Below are 18,513 nucleotides of genomic sequence, written 5' to 3'. Positions count from 1 at the left end.
CACTGACCTACAGCTGCCTCATTTCGAATATTGAATACCCCAGCCGTCTGGCCGTAGGACAGCTCATTGCTCCACATGTACTGCAGTACCGAGAGCTTGAACTCTGCGCTGTAGTGACTGAACTTTTTGCGCAGGCCATCCGTCCCATGAAGTCGATACAGCCCCACCCATTGGCTCACCAACGAATGATGAATTCGATGTTGCGCTGCTATCGATTGAAATCCCAATGGGCCGGCCAGGTACTGCTCAACAACGGCTAGCTTGAACTGCTCCGAGTACTTCGACATGAAAAAACCCCAATAAGTTGGTGTCCAACTTATTGGGGTCAGTTCAAAAGGGGCCGGTTTTTTTTCGTCCCGCAAAAAGCGGCGGGCGAAAAAAAAACATGCCGGCAAAAGCCGGCATGCTGGACAAACGGGGCCTGGCGCGCTTGTCAGCGGCCTGCGGCGGGCATGATCGTCTTGTCGAACCAGGTGTCGACCATCTTCTTTTCGAAGCGAAGGGTGTCGTGATCCATATAGCGGTTCGGGCGATCCATGAACGAGGTATCGCGCAATTCGCCGGGGCCGGTGCTGATGACCTGGCCATTGCTCTCGAGCGAGTAATGCAGGCTGATACGCGGCCAGGCATCGCGCGTCTTGACACGCATGTCGGTCCTGGCGCCGGAAGGCTGTTCGTAGCCGGCCATGTCGACATCGAGCACATCGATGCGCAAGTGTTGTCCTGCCGGCAGCTTGGCGCCGAGCTTGACGAAATGGGTGGTGAGATTCCTGAGCGTTTCCTCACGCTCGCCGCCGGTCGGCAGGTCGGAGAAATTCTCGGGCTGAATATACGTCACGCTCACTTCAGCGGCCGAGGCCGCGGCAACCGCCATCAGCAGCAGGGCACTGACGCCCAGTTTTTGACATGCCTTCTTCATTGCGACACCTCTCTAGCGAAATTGGATAATGACTGCTCTTGTTTTTGCCGTTTAACTATACGCTGCTGGGTGGCAATAGTGACGTTTGTGGTAAATAAATTTTATTAACCACTACTCAAGCCGCATCAACCTTCCCAAGCGGCATTCAAGGCCGCCACCGCCGCAATTCCCGCCGTCTCGGTGCGCAGGATGCGCGGGCCCATCGACAGCGCCAGGGCGCCGCCAGCGATCGCTGCCGCCTCCTCGCGTTCGTTGAAACCGCCCTCGGGACCGATCAGCAGGCAGACGGCGCGCGCCGGGTTGGCATGCGCCCACGCCGCCAGCGAGCCCTGGCCGCGTGGCGAAAGCAGGATGCGGGTAGCGGCTGCCGCTGTGGCCGGTTCGCCCAGCCAGGTCATGGCCTCGCGCAGCGGGTTTACCTCCAGCACCCGGTTGCGTCCGGTCTGCTCGGAGGCGGCCACGGCCACTTCCTGCCAGTGCGCCTGGCGTTTTTCGGCCCGTTCGCCCGACAGGCGCACCACGCTGCGCTGGGCCGCCAGCGGCTGCACGCGCGCCACGCCCATCTCGACCGCCTTTTCGATGATCCAGTCCATTTTCGAGCCTTCCGGCAAGCCCTGCGCCAGGCTTACGGCGTAGGGCAGTTCGGCCTCGACCGGCTCGAAGGCGCCCACGCTGGCGCTCGCGCGCTTCTTGCCGATCTCGAGCAGCGTCGCCGCGTACTGGCCGCCCCGGCCATCGAACAGGGTCAGCGCCGCGCCGGCCTGCATCCGCACGACATGCAGGTGATGCGCGACCGATTCCGGCAGATCGACGGTGGCGCCGCTGGTGAGCAGCTGGGAAGAATAAAAGCGGGGCATGCGGCTCCTGAGCGAAAAGTGACGAAGGACGCATTGTAAGTCGGCGGCAAAGACGTGGACAAACTTCGGCCGGGTGCTGGAATTGCTGAGCGACTGTCGTATTTACGTCGCAAATACGCCCGTTGTATTGACAAAGATCAACTATAAATGATCTTATCTATAAGCAAATGTTTGCTGCGCCGTGCAGCGGGGTTTGCGTCGGCAGTCGCCAGTTTGGGCCGGTACTCCGGACCGGCCGCGTTCACGTTGTTCAATTCGAGGAAAATGATAATAATGACTAGAGAAAAGGTATTGCCGCAAGCCGTGCGCCTGATATGTTCCGGCGCCGTGCTGGCCGGCCTCTCCGCCGGCGCCTGGGCGCAGGAACAAGCACCGCAGGTCGTCGAAGTGACGGGCACCCGCCTGAAATCGCCCGGCTTTGACTCGAGCAGCCCGATTTCATCGATCACCGCGGAAGAAATCCGCTCGACCCAGCCAGTCGCTGTCGAGGAATTCTTCAAGTCCCTGCCGGCCGCCGTGCCGGCGATCGGTCCGTCCACCAACAACGGTACCGCCGGCGCCGCCACCATCGACCTGCGCGGCCTGGGCACCAACCGCACCCTGGTGCTGGTCAATGGCCGCCGCCTCGTGCCGTTCAGCCTCGGCGGCACGGTCGACACCAACTCGATCCCGATGGCCCTGCTCAGCCGCGTCGACCTCGTGACCGGCGGCGCATCCGTCGTGTACGGCGCCGATGCCGTGGCCGGTGTCGCCAACTTCAACCTGCGCCGCAACTTCACCGGCGTCGACCTGACCACGTCCTACGGCGCCACTGCCGACCAGCGCGACGCCAAGCGTCGCCGCACCGACCTGACCATGGGCGCAAACCTCGATGGCGGCCGCGGCAACGTCGTGCTGAGCATCGGCAAGACCAGCGCCGACCCGCTGACCCAGGGCGAGCGCGACTACGGCGTTACCAGCCTGAATTCGGTGACCGGTCTCCCTACCGGCTCGGGCACGACCGTGCCGTCGGCCTTCTCGACCAGCGTCGGCACGGGCGGCCTTGCGACCACCCTCCCGGGCGCCTTCCAGATCGACCCGGCCACCGGCCGCTTCGTGCAACCGGCCCAGCTCTACAACACGAATCCGCCGAACTATTATGTGACCGGCCTCGAGCGTACCCAGGCTACCGCACTCGGCAACTACAAGATCAACGATTACGCCGAGATCTATAGCGAGATCTTCGTTACCAACAGCAAGGTCGCCTCGGCCCTGGCCTCGACCGGTACCTTCGGCAACACCTTCAACGTCCCGATCGGCAATCCCTACATTCCGCAGGCTGCCCGTACGCAGCTCTGCGAACGTCGCGGCATTCCGGCAGCAAATTGTGTGGCGGGCAACGCTACCATCGTGCCGCTGCTCGTCAACCGCCGCTTCACCGAACTCGGTCCACGCTACAACGACTTCGACAACAAGACGCTGCAGTACACGATCGGCTCGAAAGGCGACATCGCCTATGACTGGACCTACGACGCTTACTTCAGCCGCGGCCAGGCAGACCAGTCCCAGCAGCGCCGCAACTGGGGTTCGCTGGCCAAGGTCACCCAGGCCCTGAATGCCCTGAACACGACGACCTGCGTCACCAACACCAACGGCTGCGTGCCGCTGAACGTGTTCGGCGCCGAAGGTTCGATCACGCCCGCACAGGCGGCCTACATCAACAGCAGCGCGCTGCTGCAGCAAAGCGTGAAGCAGGACGTGGCCTCGCTGGCGTTCTCGGGCAACCTGGGCAACGCCCTGCGCAGCCCGTTCGCACAGGACCCGATCAGCATGTCGCTGCTGGCCGAAAGCCGCAAGGTCTCGGCAGGCACGCAATCGGACGCCGCTTCGCAGCTGCAGGGGGAAGTGCTGGGTACCGGCGCGCCGACGCCTGACCGCTCGGGCCGCTTCTCGCTGAAGGAATACGCGGTCGAGATGCTGGTGCCGCTGGCGCGCGACTTGCCGTTCGTGCGCACCCTGAACATGGAGCTGGGCTATCGCCAGACCGAATTCTCGACCGCCAATTCGTCGCAAGACTATGGCAGCTGGAAGGCGGGCGGCGAATGGGCGCCGATCGAGATGCTGCGCGTGCGCGGCATGGTGCAGAAGGCAACCCGCGCGCCGAACGTGAACGAGCTGTTCGCGCCGAACGTGACGGGCCTGTCGAACCTGGCCACGGATCCTTGCCAGGGCGCGAACATCAACAAGGCCGACGCTGCCCGCGCCGGCACGCTGTCGAACCTGTGCGTGCTGACCGGCGTGCCGGCCAACGACGTGGGCTCGCTGCCGGCGCCATCGTCGGGTCAGATCAACGTCCTGTCCGGCGGCAACGCGGCGCTGGGGCCTGAATCGGCCAAGACCCGCACCATCGGTTTCGTCATCGAGCCGATCCCGAAGCTGGCCCTGTCGGTCGACTACTACGAGATCGCGATCCGCGACGCTGTCTCGTCGCCGTCGAGCACGGACATCCTGGACCGCTGCTACAGCGCGGCTCAGAACCCGAGCTTCGCCAACAACGAGGCTTGCGGCGCGATCGGTCGCAACACGATCAACGGCACCTTCAACGGCAACGAGTCGCGCGGCGTGACCTTGCCGCTGTCGAACCTCGGTACCCAGCGCACCAGCGGCGTCGACCTGAACCTCGCCTACCGCTTCGGCGCCGACCGCGTCGGCTTCGGCAGCGGCTGGGGCAATTTCGACGTCAGCATGGGCGCCAACCAGGTCAACAGCTACAAGTTCCAGGCCACGCCGTCGTCGGTCGAGCGCGATTGCCTCGGTTACTACAGCATCGCCTGCAACAACGTGGTGTCGTCGCCGGTCTACAAGCGCAAGTTCAACCAGCGTACCAACTGGAACGTCGGCACCTGGTCGGTCGGCTATAACTGGCGCTATGTCAGCGCCGTGATCGAAGAGCCGGGCGGCACCGTGTTCCTGCCCCAGTTCGCGAGCATCCCGGCATATCACTATGTCGACCTGAACGCCAACTGGAACATCAACAAGAACCTGCGCGTCAGCCTGTCGGTGACGAATGCCGCCAACAAGAAGCCGCCAATCGTCGGCGGCTCGATCGGCGGCACCGGCCCGAACAGCGGCAACACCTTCCCGCAAAGCTATGACGCGGTGGGCCGTTACGTGACCCTGGGCGCTTCGCTCAAGTTCTGATCCGGTAAAACTGCAGCAAAACGAAACGGCGGACTTCGGTCCGCCGTTTTTACGTCGGCGCTTCTTATTTCAGCAGCTTTGGGTCTGGTAGAATATCGGGTTACGGCCAGCCGCATCGCCACCGCCTTCCGATCCAGACCACGTTTTCCATAAAAATCTATGCAAACCACTACCCTGATGGCCAACGCGATCCGCGCGCTGGCAATGGACGCAGTCCAGAAAGCCAACTCCGGCCACCCTGGCATGCCGATGGGCATGGCCGAAATCGCGGTCGCCCTCTGGGACAAGCATTACCGCCACAACCCGGCCAACCCTGGCTGGCTCAACCGCGACCGCTTCCTGCTCTCGAACGGCCACGGCTCGATGCTGCACTACGCGCTGCTGCACCTGGCCGGCTACGACCTGTCGATGGACGACCTGAAGGACTTCCGCCAGCTGCATTCGAAAACCCCGGGCCACCCGGAAGTGCACATCACGCCTGGCGTGGAAACGACCACCGGCCCGCTGGGCCAGGGCATCGCCAATTCGGTCGGCATGGCGCTGGCCGAATGGCTGCTGGGCTATGAATTCAACCGTCCGGGCTTCGAGGTGGTGGACCACTACACCTACGCCTTCCTGGGCGACGGCTGCCTGATGGAAGGCATTTCGCACGAAGTCGCTTCGCTGGCCGGCACCCTGCGCCTGAACAAGCTGATCTGGCTGTACGACGACAACGGCATCTCGATCGACGGCCGCGTCGAAGGCTGGTTCACCGACGACACCCAGAAGCGTTTTGAAGCCTATGGCTGGAACGTGATCCCGGCCGTCGACGGCCACAACGTGGCGGCTGTGTCGAATGCCATCGAGCAGGCCAAACAGTCGGACCGTCCGACCCTGATCTGCTGCAAGACCATCATCGGCAAGGGCGCGCCGAACCTGGAAGGCGGCGACAAAGTACACGGCGCCCCGCTGGGCGACAAGGAAATCGCGGCCGTGCGCCAGCACCTGGTATGGGATCCGATCCCCTTCGACATTCCGAGCGAAATCCACCAGGCCTGGGACGCCAAAGCGCGCGGCGCCGAGCTGGAAGCCGGCTGGAACAGCATGTTCGCGCAGTACCGCGCGCAGCACCCGCAAATGGCTGCCGAACTCGAGCGCCGCATGGCCGGCGACTTGCCCGGCGACTTCCAGCAGACGCTGGACGCGGCGATTGCCGCCTGCATCGCTCAGCGCGAAACCATCGCCACCCGCAAGGCCTCGCAGAACGCGATCCAGGCGCTGGCGCCAAGCCTGCCGGAATTCCTGGGCGGCTCGGCCGACCTGACCGGCTCGAACCTGACCAACTGGAAAGAGTCGGTCGCCGTGCGTTCCGGTATCGCCGGCAACCACATCAACTACGGCGTGCGCGAATTCGGCATGGCCGCGATCCAGAACGGCGTCGCCCTGCACGGCGGGTTCATTCCCTTCGGCGCGACCTTCCTCACCTTTTCGGACTACAGCCGCAATGCCCTGCGCATGGCTGCCCTGATGAAGATCCGCTCGCTGTTCGTGTTCACCCACGATTCGATCGGCCTGGGCGAAGACGGCCCGACCCACCAGTCGGTCGAGCACGTCTCCTCGCTGCGTCTGATCCCGAACCTGGACAACTGGCGTCCCTGCGACACGGTCGAGTCGCAGGTCGCCTGGGGCTGCGCCGTGCAGCGCCGCGACGGCCCTTCGACCCTGATCTTCTCGCGCCAGAACCTGCCGTTCATGGAGCGCGACGCCGACACCGTGGCGAATGTCGCCAAGGGCGGCTACGTGCTGCGCGATGCGGCCGATGCCAAGGTGATCCTGATCGCCACCGGTTCCGAAGTCGAACTGGCGATGAAGGCGTTTGATGTGCTGGCAGGCGAGGGCATTGCCGCCCGTGTCGTGTCGATGCCGTCGACCGACGTCTTCGAGCGCCAGGACGCAAGCTATAAAGCCAGCGTATTGACACGCGGCACGCCACGTGTTGCCATTGAGGCCGGTGTATCGGACTTCTGGTACAAGTACGTCGGCCTCGAGGGCGCCGTCGTCGGCATCGATACCTTCGGCGAATCGGCCCCGGCGCCGGTGCTGTTCAAGCACTTCGGCTTCACCGTCGAGAACGTCGTGGCCAAGGCCAAGGCTGTCATTACCGCATAACGTTGCTAACGGTTTTTTTTAATCAGGAGCTCAGAGCATGACCATCAAAGTTGCAATCAACGGCTATGGCCGCATCGGCCGTAACATCCTGCGCGCTTTCTATGAAGGCGGCAAGACGCAGGACATCCAGATCGTCGCCATCAACGACCTGGGTAATGCCGAGTCCAACGCCCACCTGACCCGCTACGACACCGCCCACGGCAAGTTCCCGGGCACCGTGACGGTCGAGGGCGACAACATGATCGTCAATGGCGACCCGATCCGCGTGTTCGCGCAGCGTAACCCGGCCGAGATTCCATGGGGCGAGCTTGGCGTGGACGTGGTGCTCGAGTGCACCGGCTTCTTCACCACCAAGGAAAAGGCGTCGGCCCACCTGAAGGGCGGCGCCAAGAAAGTCATCATTTCGGCGCCGGGCGGCAAGGATGTCGATGCGACCATCGTCTTCGGCGTCAACCAGGACGTACTGAAGAGCTCCGATACCGTCATCTCGAACGCCTCCTGCACCACCAACTGCCTGGCCCCGCTGGTCAAGCCGCTGAACGATGCGATCGGCCTGGAAACCGGCTTGATGACCACTGTTCACGCCTACACCAACGACCAGGTGCTGTCGGACGTGATGCACGAAGACCTGCGCCGCGCCCGTTCGGCGACCCAGTCGATGATCCCGACCAAGACCGGCGCCGCCGCCGCGGTCGGCCTGGTGCTGCCGGAACTGAACGGCAAGCTGGACGGCTTCGCGATTCGCGTGCCGACCATCAACGTCTCGCTGGTCGACCTGTCCTTCATCGCAAAGCGCGACACCACCGTGGACGAAGTCAATGCGATCCTGAAAACGGCTTCGGAAGGCGCCCTGAAGGGCATCCTGACCTACCAGACCGAGCCGCTGGTGTCGATCGACTTCAACCACAACCCGGCCTCGTCGAACTTCGATTCGACCCTGACCAAAGTCTCGGGCCGCCTGGTCAAGGTGTCCTCGTGGTACGACAACGAGTGGGGCTTCTCGAACCGCATGCTCGACACCACCGTCGCACTGATGAACGCGAAGTAAGCCGTACTCGCTTCAGCATGAAAAAACCCGCCGATCGGCGGGTTTTTTTTCGTCTCAGCTCTTCGGCCAGGGCGTCAGGATTTCAAAACCGTCCCGGGTCACAGCGATCATGTGTTCCCACTGGGCCGACAGCGAACCGTCGCGCGTGACCACGGTCCAGCCGTCGTCGAGCTGGGCCACTTCATCGTCGCCGGCATTGATCATCGGCTCGACCGTGAAGGTCATGCCTTCCTTGAGCAGCAGGCCGGTGTGCGGGCGGCCGTAGTGCAGCACCTGCGGGTCTTCGTGGTAGACGCGGCCGATGCCGTGGCCGCAATAGTCGCGCACCACCGCATAGCCATTTGACTCGGCCAGCTTCTGGATCGCGTGGCCGACGTCGCCCAGGCGCGCGCCGGGGCGCACCGCGCGGATGCCGGCCATCATGCAGTCGAAAGTGGTGTCGACCAGGCGCTTCGCTTCAGGCGAGGGCGTGCCGGCGTAGTACATGCGGCTGGTGTCGCCGTGCCAGCCATCCTTGATCACGGTGACGTCGATGTTGACGATGTCCCCATCCTTCAGGATCTCCTTGTCGCTGGGAATGCCGTGGCAGACCACGCCGTTGACCGAGGTGCACAGGGTCTTCGGGAAGCCGTGGTAGCCGACGTTGGCCGGCGTGGCCTTCTGCACCTTGCGGATGTATTCGCTGCAGCGGCGGTCGAGTTCTTCGGTGGAGACGCCGGGCACAACATATTCCTTGATCATCTCCAGCACCTCGGCGGCCATGCGGCCGGCGCCGCGCATCCTGGCGATGTCCTTGTCGTTCTTGAGTTTGATTGCCATTGTTCGGTTTAGGTCACTGCGGCTGCGCCGCGCAATCCGCCATGATACCGCAGCAGCAACGAGCAGCAGGAATGAAAAATGCCCGCCGGGTGAGGGCGGGCATTTGGCCTTTCTTCAGGCAAGGCCCTTGCGGGCCCCGGCCATTAGAACGACTGGTTGTAGCGGACGTAGAAGAAGCGGTCCAGCGGCATGTCGGCATCCACCGACGCAGCCGATGCTTGCGTGCTGTACGCGATGCGTGGCTTCTTGTCGAAGATGTTGTTCACGCCGACCAGGATGCGGCCGTTCCACGAGGTCTTGTAGCCGACGCTCATGTCGTGGTACGTGACCGAACCGAGCTTGTTGGCGCCGGTGCCATGGCTGGCGGTTTCGGCGGTCGGCATGTTGCACTCGATGTCGATGTCCCAGCAAGCGTCTTTCACCGGGCTGTAGTAACGGAAGCCCCAGTTGGCGCTGAAGTTACCCAGCGACCAGTCGACCGAATTGTTCGACTTCACGCGGTTGTAGAAGTAGTCGCCGGCGTATTCGTTCCACTCTTCATCGGGAGCGCCGCGGGTGCGGTAACTATCGGTGTAGGAGGTTTCGCTACGCAGGCTGAACTGGCCGTAGGAAGTGCGTGGCAGGCGGTAGTTCAGCGCCAGGTCCAGGCCCTTGGTTTCGACTTCGCCCAGGTTGGCGTTGCCGCGCGAGAGCCGGTTGATCTGGCCGGTGACCGGGTCACGACCGATCACGGAGCAGAAGTTGGCGCTGCCGTCGATGAAGCACTGGTCAGCCACGTAGTCCGCACCGATTGCGGTGATGCGGTTCTTGATGGCGATGTCGTACCAGTCCAGGCCGACGGTGAAGCCAGGCACGAACGATGGGCTGTAGACGATACCGGCGGTCTTGGTGATCGCGGTTTCCGGGGTCAGGAACTGGTTGCCGGCGCCCGAGTTGAACGCCACCAGGCCCTGCGTGCCGCCGGTGCTGGTGATCGGCGTGCCTGCCGCCTGCAGCTGACGGTAGGTCGAGCTGGTGCCCGAGGCGATGCAGCGTGCCAGCACGGTCGGGTTGCGCGATGCTTCGCCGAAACGGGTGTCGCACGGATCGAGGAAGGTGTCGAACGACTGCGAACCGCCGCCGGAGACGTCGTCCACGGTCGGTGCACGGAAGCCTTCAGCCCAGGTACCGCGGAACAGCACGTCCTTGACCGGCTTCCACATGAAGCTGGCCTTGCTGTTGTTGGTGGTGCCGAAGTTGCTGTAATCCGAGTGACGAGTCGCCAGGTTGAAACTCAGCAGTTCTGCGAACGGCTTGTTCTTCAGCACAGGGATGTTCAGCTCGGCGTAGGCTTCACGAACGCTGTACTCACCGACCGTAGGCAGGCCCGACAGGTTGGTCGAGTAGCCCGACTGCGAGAACTGGTCGGGAATGTCGTAACCCTGGACTTCGCGGTGCTCGAAACCGACAGCCAGGCCCAGCGCGCCGGCTGGCAGCTGGAACAGTTCGCCGGCGACGTCGACGTTGGCGCTGTTGATGGTCGAACCGTAGGTCTTGGTGCCCAGGGTGTTGACGTAAGCCAGCGCCTGCGGGGTCGACGCCGATGGGCCGCCCAGGATGTTGAACGGGGTGCAGGTCGCCAGGGCGATAGGCGCGCCCGGGGTGCCGCACTGGATGGCGCCCGAAGCGTTGCGGAACGAAGGTCCGAGCGCGTTTTTCAGGGCCAGCAGGTTGATGTTGCCGGTGTCCTGCTGGGTGCCCGACACGTCGTTGTGGTTGTAGCTCACGCTCCAGTTCCACGGCATGCCGCGCAGCGTGAAGTCGCCTTCAAGCGCCGCATCGATGTGCAGGGTGCGGTTTTCGTTGTCGGTGACGCGCGGGATTTCGATCGTGCGGCGCTGGAAGAACAGGTCGCGGCCCAGGCCGGCGCCGACGACTTGATTACCCAACGGATTGTAGTAGCTGTCCTTGTCGATATAGACCGGGAAGGCGGCCTGCGAGGTCGACTGCAGCGGGTAGCCGGCGATCTGGCGGGTCGACTGGCGCTGCGAGTACATCGCGGTCGTCTTCAGGCGCATTTCCATCGGCAGGGCCAGCTCGCCCTTGATGAACAGGGTGTCGAGCTTGTTCGGCGACAGCAGGTCCATGTCCTGCGTGGTGTTGTAACGGTCTTCAGGCGCGCCGGTGAACGCATGGTAGTTATTGATGTTGCGCGAATCCGCGCCGACGCCGACGCCGTCAAAGCTGCCGGTGTGGTTCAGGACACGGTTGAAGCCGCCGGTCGCTGCACTCGTGTTCGAGCCGCCCGAAGCGCTGATCGGGGTGATACGGCCCCATGGACCGCCGCCGAGGCCGTCGAATGGGTGATTCGGACCGAAGGTGGTCGCGCTGATGGCACGGGTGCCGGTGCGGACGATGCCTTGCTCGGTGTGCGACAGGCCGAACATCAGCGATGCCTTGTCGTTCGATGCGCCGTAGGTCAGCGAGAAGTCCTTGTTCTTGCCGTCTTTTTCCTGGTTCATGCCGGTGTACAGCGACAGCTGGCCACCTTCCATGTTCTTTTTCAGGATGATGTTGACCACGCCGGCGATCGCGTCCGAGCCGTAGATCGAGGAGGCGCCATCCTTCAGGATTTCAAGGCGCTCGATCATGGCCGACGGGATGGTCGACAGGTCGGTGTAACCGGCGGCGGTTTGGGTCCAGCGCTTGCCGTCCACCAGCACCAGCAGGCGGTTCGAGCCGAGGTTGCGCAGGCTGACGTACTGACCGCCGGCTTCGGCGTTCGAGGTCAGCGAGCCGCTGCGGCTGAAGTCAGGCGCGCCGGCCGACGACATGTTGTTCAGGATATCGCCGACGGTTACCAGGCCGGTCTTCTGGATCTGTTCCTGGCTCATCACCTGGATCGGCTGGGCCGTCTCCAGGTCGACCTGGCGGATACGCGAACCTGTGACTTCGACGCGCTGCAGCGGCGCGGTCGTCTCTTGTGCGTACGCGGCAGTCATGCCGAGGGCCATGCCGCCCAGGCAGATCGTACGGATCGACCGGGACAAGATTGTTTCCATCATATTGCAAACTCCTAGGGGTGAAGATGCAGCTTGCCGGGGAGCCGGCACTGCCGCTACGGAAGGTGTCGCAAGCGCGACCTATCGAAAGCTTTGGCGGACCTACAGGATATGTCCATCAATCATTTCATCCAGCATGGAAGCATCTGCCGAATGGCTCTGTCAATGAGTCCGATTAAAATTCTGTCATTGTTGCAATCGCGCGTCTTTACATGCAGTTGTTCAAACGAATCACTCTTGACGCTACGGTGAACATGCTCTAGAGGCGAATATTGATTGTTGCCGAGCTGAAACGGATAGGGAAGGTGTGGGGAAGGGAAGGCAGGGGCAAAAAAAATGCCCGCCGAAGCGGGCATTTCCTCAGGCGTTCAGAATCAGAACGACTGGTTGTAGCGCACGAAGACGAAGCGATCGATCGGCAGATCGGCATCGATATAGGTTGCCGAAGCGGCGCCCAGGATCGTGAAGCGTGGCTTCTTGTTGAACACGTTGTTCACGCCAACCCGGATGTTGCCTTTCCATGGGGTGGTGTAAGCGACACTCATGTCGTGGTAGGTCAGCGACGCCAGACGGTTTGCACCGGCCGAGGTTGCGCCCGCACGGAAGGTGCCTGGCTCATTGCATTCCAGTTTGTTAGGAATGTTGTAGCACTGGTCCAGGACCGGGCTCAGGTAACGCAGGCCGTAGGTCGCGCTCCAGTTACCCAGCGTCCAGTCGACGTTGAAGTTCGACTTCCAGCGATGGAAATCGTATTCACCCGAGAAGTCGATCCACTGTGCAGCGGCCGAGCTCTTGGTCGAGTACTCGTCCAGGTAGGTCGTTTCGCTGCGCAGGTTGACCTGGCCGAAGGCGAAGCGTGGCAGGCGGTAGCGCAGCTCGAGGTCGACGCCTTCGGTCTTGATCTGACCGAGGTTGGCGTTGCCGCGGGCCAGGTCGATGATCACGCCGGTTGCCGGGTCACGACGCACGCTCTGGCAGAAGCCTGCCAGGCCCTGGGTGTAGCACTCGCCCAGGATGTAGTTCGCCGACACGCCGACGATGCGGTTGTCGATCTGGATGCTGTACCAGTCGAGCGCTGCCGACATGCCTGGCACGAACGACGGGCTGAACACCAGGCCCAGGGTGCGGGTCGTTGCCGTTTCAGGCTGGAGCAGGTTGTTGCCTGCGCCTGCCTGGAACGGGAAAGCGGTCTGGACACTGCTGCTCGACGTGATGACGGCGCCGGTCTGGGTACGCTGGCGGAAGCCTGCGCCGGTACCGCCGATGCCGCCGAAACCGGCGCTGCAACGTGCGGCCACGGCAGGCGTACGCGCTGCTTCGCCGTACAAGGTGTCGCATGGGTCGAGGTAGGTGTCGAAGGCTTGCTGGCCGCCGCCGAAGGTATCGCCCACGGTTGGTGCGCGGAAGCCTTCAGCCCAGGTGCCGCGGGCCATCAGGTCCTTGGTCGGGCGGTAGGTGAAGCTGAACTTGCTGTTGTTGGTCGAACCGAAGTTGCTGTAGTCCGAGTAGCGGGTCGCCAGGTTGACGCCCAGCGATTCGACGAACGGCAGGCCTTTCAGCAGCGGAATGTTCAGCTCGGCGTAAGCCTCGCGCACGGTGTAGCGGCCGGTGGTCGGATTGCCGGCCAGGTCGGTCGAGAAGCCCGAACGCTCGAACTGGCCCGGCAGGTCTTCACCTGTCACGGTACGGTGCTCGATACCGGTTGCGAAGCCGACTGCGCCAGCAGGCAGGTTGAACAGTTCGCCGCCGATGTCGGCGGTAGCGCTGTCGACCTTGCTGCCGAAGGTGTAGCCGCTGACCGACATCACGTAGTCAAGCGCTTGCTTGGTCGAGGCCGATGGGCCGCCCAGGATGTCGAACGGTACGCAGGTCGCCAGCGGGATCGGTGCGCCCGGGGTGCCGCACTGGACGGTGCCGGAAGCATTGCGGAACGACGGGCCGAGGGCCTTCTTCAGGTTCAGCAGGTTCAGGTTACCGGTACCCTGGGTGCCGCCCGAAATCCTGCTGTGGTTGTAGCCTGCGCTCCAGTTCCATGGCATGCCGCGCATTTCGAAGTCGCCTTCGAGGGTGGCGTCGATGTGCAGGGTGCGGTTGTCGTTCTCGGTCACGCGCGGCACTTCGATCGTGCGGCGGTAGAAGAACAGGTCCTGGCCCACGCCGGCGCCGGCAACCTGGTTGCCGTACGGGTTGAAGTAGTTGTCCTTGTCGATGTAGACAGGGAAGGCGCTTTGCGAGGTCGAGCTCAGCGGGTAGCCGGCGACGGTCGAGACGCTCTTGCGCTGCGAGTACATCGCCGTGGTGACCAGGCGCGTGCCGAATGGCATCTCCAGCTCGCCCTTGGTGAAGATGGTGTCGAGCTTGGACGGCATCGCGAACACCACGTCCTGGGTGGTGTTGTAGTTGTCGGCCACGATCGGGGTCGTGCCGATGACGGCGTGGTAGTTGGCCGGATTGCGCGAATCGGCGCCGACGCCCGGATCTTCCTGGTCGCCAGTGTGGTTCAGGAGGCGGTCGAAGCCGGTCGGGCCACCGCTGGCGCTGACCTGGCGGACACGGCCCCAAGGACCACCGCCGAGGCCGTCGGTTGGGTAGCTCGGGCTACGCGGGAACCGGGTGATGTCGCGGTCGCGTGCGAACACTGCGCCCGACTCGGTGTGCGACAGGCCGAACATCAGGTTCGCCTTTTCGCTGCCGGCGCCGTAGGTCAGCGAAAAGTCGCGGTTCTTGCCGTCGGCGACGTCAGCGTTGCGGCCGGCGTACAGGCTGATCTGGCCGCCTTCCATCGATTTTTTCAGGATGACGTTGATCACGCCTGCAATTGCGTCCGAACCGTAGATCGCCGAGGCGCCATCCTTCAGCACTTCAATGCGCTCGATCATCGACGACGGGATGGTCGACATGTCGGTGAAGCCGGCGGTGGACTGGGTCCAGCGCTTGCCATTGACCAGCACCAGCAGGCGCTGGCTGCCCAGGTTGCGCAGGTTGACGTACTGGCCGCCATTCTCGCGGTTCGAGGTCAGGGCACCGCCCTTGCTGAACGCTGGCGAACCGGCCGACGACATGTTGTTGATGACGTCGCCGACAGTGACCAGGCCGGTAGCCTGGATCTGCGCCTGGGTCATCACCTGGACTGGCTGCGAGGTTGCCAGGTCGACCGTGCGAATACGCGAACCGGTCACTTCGACGCGTTGCATCGTGTCCTGGGCCTGGGCCACTGACACCATGGAGTGAAGGGCGATCGCGACGGCCATTGCGATCTTGGTACGTTGTTGCATGTGCTCTCCGGGTTTTATTTGCCGCCCATGGCGGCTGTTTCTATGAACTGCATCGCTGCGTTATCGTAATTACGCACCCCAATGAGAGCATTGGATATTGATTAGTGTCAACAACAGACGGATGTGTTGTGTGATTTGAAAACAACATGTCGAAGTGCAAAGTCAAGTGACTGAAAAGTCAGCAGTAGCCATGCGTACCGGGTGGGTGCGCTAAATTGTCTTATCGTGGTCTATCGGCGCGGATTTGCATTGAACAGCCGGGCGCATTGCGCTTGCAGGAAGCTTGCGTTGACCCGACTATGAACTGGAAAAATTTAGCCGAAACACGTTTCCCAGAGCCGCACGACGCTGGCCGCGTGCTCGCCGACGGCGCCCGGTTCAACCCGCGCTTCGCGGCCTTGCAGGCGCAACTGGTGCTGCAGCTTGCGCATCGCGCGGTAGGCGTCGGCGACGCTGGTGGCCAGGGCGGCGTCGATCAGGCCGAGTTCGGCGCTGCGGTGCAGCAAGGCGATATTCCCGGCGTTAGCCGTCAGTTGCGGATGCAGGGCCGCATAGCGCAGCACCAGGTACTGGACGATGAATTCGATGTCGATCATGCCGCCGCTGTCCTGCTTCAGGTCGAACAGTGCGCTGCGGTTCGGGTATGCATCATGCATGCGCGTGCGCATTTTCAGCACCTCCGCCTTCAGTTCGCCCTCCCGGGCGCTGCGGTCGCGCCGCAGCACGGCTTCGCGAATCCCCTCGAAGCGCGTGCCGATGGCCGCGTCGCCGGCGCAGAAACGGGCGCGGGTGAGCGCCTGGTGCTCCCACACCCAGGCCGCGTTGTGCTGGTAGCGCTCGAAGGCGGCCAGCGAGCTGACCAGCATGCCGCTGGCGCCGTCCGGGCGCAGGGCGGTGTCGATGTCGAACAGGATGCCGGCCGGCGTGTGCGCCGTCATCCAGGTGATGAAGCGCTGCCCCAGCTTGGCATAGTTCGACGGCGCCATCTCGTCCTCGTCGTCGAACAGGAAGATGACGTCGAGGTCCGACACATAGCCGAGCTCCTTGCCGCCGAGCTTGCCATAGGCGATGACGGCGAAGCGCGGCTCTTCGATATGGCGGGTGGCGACCGTGCGCCAGGCCCAGCGCACCGTGGCGGCCACCACCACGTCGGCCAGCGCCGATAGATGGTCGGCCAGGCGCTCGACCGACAGCTCGCCGGCGAGGTCGAGCGAGAGCAGCCGGAACAGCTGGGCATGGTGGGTCTCGCGCAGGATGTCGAGCTGGCGCTCGGTGTCGCCCAGGGCTTCGGCCAGCTGCGCGTCGAGGTTTGCCGCCAGCATGGCCGGATCGTCGATGCCGCTGCCGCGGTCGTCCAGCAGTTCGTCGAGCAGGATCGGGTGCAGGGTCAGGAAGGTGGCGGCCCAGCCGCTGGCGTGCATCATGCGGATCACGCGCTCGAGCGTGTGTGGGTATTCGGTCAGCAGCGACAGGTAGGCCGAGCGGCGTGCGATCGCTTCCAGGAAGTCGAGCAGGCGCCCGAGCGTGGCGCCATGGCTGCCGGCGCCCGCTCCGGCCGCCAGCGCGGCTTCCTCGACGACGCGCGCCACCTGCGGCAGCGCCAGGTTGACCAGGGCCAGCAGGCGGGCGCGGCTGGCATCGGGCAGGCCCTGCAGGCGCGGGGCGTTCCAGGTACCGGCCAGGCGCCGCGCACTGCCGGCCGGGTCCTCGTAGCCGAGGCCGGCGAGATGGCTTTCGATGGCCTTGAGGGCTTCCGGATCGGCCGCGATCGCTTCCAGGCCGGCCCTTTCCTCGTCCAGCGGGGTGCTTTTTTCGGCGAACATGTCGTCGAACTGGTCGGCCACGAAGGCCCGCTGTTCTTCCAGCCGCTCGAGCAGGGTGGCGATGTCCGGGCAGCCCATCATCCGCGCCACCAGCTGGCGGTCGGCCTCCAGCGCGGGCAGGGTATGGGTCTGGGCATCGTCCAGGTATTGCAGGCGGTGTTCAAGATTGCGCAGGAAACTGTAGGCGCCCAGCAAACGCTCGACGGTGTCCTGGGTCATCAGCTCGCGCTCGGCCAGCAGGCGCAGGGTCTGGCGCGTGGAGCGCTCGCGCAGCGCCGGGTCGCGCCCGCCACGGATGAGCTGGAAGACCTGGGCCAGGAATTCGATTTCGCGGATTCCGCCGCGCCCGAGCTTGACGTTGTTGCTGCGGTCCGGATGCAGGCGTTCCTGGCGCTTGACCTCGGCGCGGATCTGGGCGTGCATGTTGCGGATCGCATCGATGACGCCGAAGTCGAGATAGCGGCGGAACACGAAGGGCCGCACGATGGCGTCGAGCGCGGCGATGTCGGCCGCGGCGCCGGTCACGGCGCGCGCCTTGACCCAGGCATAGCGTTCCCATTCGCGGCCCTGCACGATCAGGTATTCCTCGACCATGTTGAGGCTGGCGGCGAGCGGGCCCGAGTTGCCGTTCGGGCGCAGCGCCATGTCGACCCGGAACACGAAACCGTCTTCAATCACTTCCGACAGCGCGCCGATCAGGCGCCGCCCGAGGCGGATGAAGAATTCATGGTTCGACAGCGAACGCTGGCCCGCGCCGGCCTGGGTGTCGCCGTCTTCCGGGTAGACGAAGATCAGGTCGATGTCGGAGGATACGTTGAGCTCGCCGCCGCCCTGTTTCCCCATTGCCAGCACCAGCATTTCCTGGGGCAGGCCCGATTCGGCGCCGACCGGCATCCCGTGGGCGGCCACCAGCTCGGACATCAGCTCGGCGAGCATGGTGCGGATCGCGAAATCGGCAAAGCCCGTCATGGTGCGCACGACTTCGTCGAGATCGGCCTGTCCCTCGAGGTCGCGCCGGATCAGGCCGCAGACCAGCAAGTTGCGCAGACGCCGCATGGCGCGTGGCAATCCGATGCCAGCAGCCAACTCCTGTTTCAATAAAGCGCCGAAATCCGCGCAAGCCAGCGATAATCCGCATAAGGCAGAGAGCTGCCCGGCGCGGCCGGGCGCCGCATCGAGCCAGCGCGCGTAGAAGCGCGACTGGGAAGGTGAGCTGAGGTTCAGGTTGCAGGCGCTTGCGGCAGGGGGCATGGGAGGGTCCGGCTGGAGTGTGAAAGCGGGTCCGGCAGGCTTGCTTGCGGTAAAATTGCCCGCCGCGCTGCCCCGGTCAGCACGATGGTAAGGGAGACGCCACATGCCTAGCAAGGGCTCTTCTTTCAAAGAATACGTTGTCGATCGATCAG

10 protein-coding genes are annotated in these 18,513 nt (G+C 63.7%); 3 read left to right on the top strand and 7 right to left on the bottom strand.

Annotated features, from left to right (window positions below; genetic code table 11):
* The 3 genes from AC56KZ_RS05900 to AC56KZ_RS05890 all read right to left on the bottom strand — a co-directional run.
* On the bottom strand, positions 1 to 287 hold a 287-nt coding region (locus AC56KZ_RS05900), incomplete at its 3' end, for a transposase (RefSeq protein WP_497161186.1).
* A gap of 146 nt (positions 288 to 433) precedes the next feature.
* Positions 434 to 919: a DUF3016 domain-containing protein gene (locus AC56KZ_RS05895; protein WP_497161185.1), complete on the bottom strand. Its 486-nt coding sequence runs from the start codon at positions 917 to 919 to the stop codon at positions 434 to 436.
* Positions 920 to 1,044: 125 nt separating this feature from the next.
* Positions 1,045 to 1,776, bottom strand: coding sequence for a 16S rRNA (uracil(1498)-N(3))-methyltransferase (locus AC56KZ_RS05890; protein WP_497161184.1), 732 nt, complete (start codon positions 1,774 to 1,776; stop codon positions 1,045 to 1,047).
* A 273-nt stretch (positions 1,777 to 2,049) separates the two neighbouring features.
* Between AC56KZ_RS05890 and AC56KZ_RS05885 the strand changes: the two genes are divergently transcribed.
* The 3 genes from AC56KZ_RS05885 (at position 2,050) to gap (ending at position 8,152) form a co-directional block, all read left to right on the top strand.
* A complete protein-coding gene (locus AC56KZ_RS05885; RefSeq protein WP_497161183.1) occupies positions 2,050 to 4,956 on the top strand; it encodes a TonB-dependent receptor domain-containing protein in 2,907 nt (968 codons plus the stop codon).
* A gap of 159 nt (positions 4,957 to 5,115) precedes the next feature.
* On the top strand, positions 5,116 to 7,104 hold the full coding sequence (gene tkt, locus AC56KZ_RS05880) for a transketolase (protein WP_497161182.1): 1,989 nt from the start codon (positions 5,116 to 5,118) through the stop codon (positions 7,102 to 7,104).
* Positions 7,105 to 7,141: 37 nt separating this feature from the next.
* A complete protein-coding gene (gene gap / locus AC56KZ_RS05875) occupies positions 7,142 to 8,152 on the top strand; it encodes a type I glyceraldehyde-3-phosphate dehydrogenase (RefSeq protein ID WP_497161181.1) in 1,011 nt (336 codons plus the stop codon).
* A 54-nt stretch (positions 8,153 to 8,206) separates the two neighbouring features.
* Here the strand turns inward: gap and map are convergent, their stop codons facing one another.
* The 4 genes from map to glnE form a co-directional block, all read right to left on the bottom strand.
* Positions 8,207 to 8,971: a type I methionyl aminopeptidase gene (map, locus tag AC56KZ_RS05870; protein ID WP_497161180.1), complete on the bottom strand. Its 765-nt coding sequence runs from the start codon at positions 8,969 to 8,971 to the stop codon at positions 8,207 to 8,209.
* Between the two features lie 143 nt (positions 8,972 to 9,114).
* Entirely contained in the window at positions 9,115 to 12,000 is a 2,886-nt protein-coding gene (locus tag AC56KZ_RS05865) for a TonB-dependent receptor domain-containing protein (protein ID WP_497161179.1), read from the bottom strand.
* A 386-nt stretch (positions 12,001 to 12,386) separates the two neighbouring features.
* Positions 12,387 to 15,287: a TonB-dependent receptor plug domain-containing protein gene (locus tag AC56KZ_RS05860; protein ID WP_497161178.1), complete on the bottom strand. Its 2,901-nt coding sequence runs from the start codon at positions 15,285 to 15,287 to the stop codon at positions 12,387 to 12,389.
* 314 nt (positions 15,288 to 15,601) lie between these two features.
* The gene (glnE, locus tag AC56KZ_RS05855; RefSeq protein ID WP_497161177.1) at positions 15,602 to 18,361 is read right to left on the bottom strand and encodes a bifunctional [glutamate--ammonia ligase]-adenylyl-L-tyrosine phosphorylase/[glutamate--ammonia-ligase] adenylyltransferase; all 2,760 of its coding nucleotides are present in this window, start codon (positions 18,359 to 18,361) and stop codon (positions 15,602 to 15,604) included.
* Between the last annotated feature and the right edge of the window lie 152 nt (positions 18,362 to 18,513).

The organism is Telluria sp. LT2P34, from assembly GCF_059685915.1.
The sequence above is the reverse complement of the archived record's forward strand: the minus strand, read 5'-3'. Positions and strand labels throughout refer to the sequence as shown.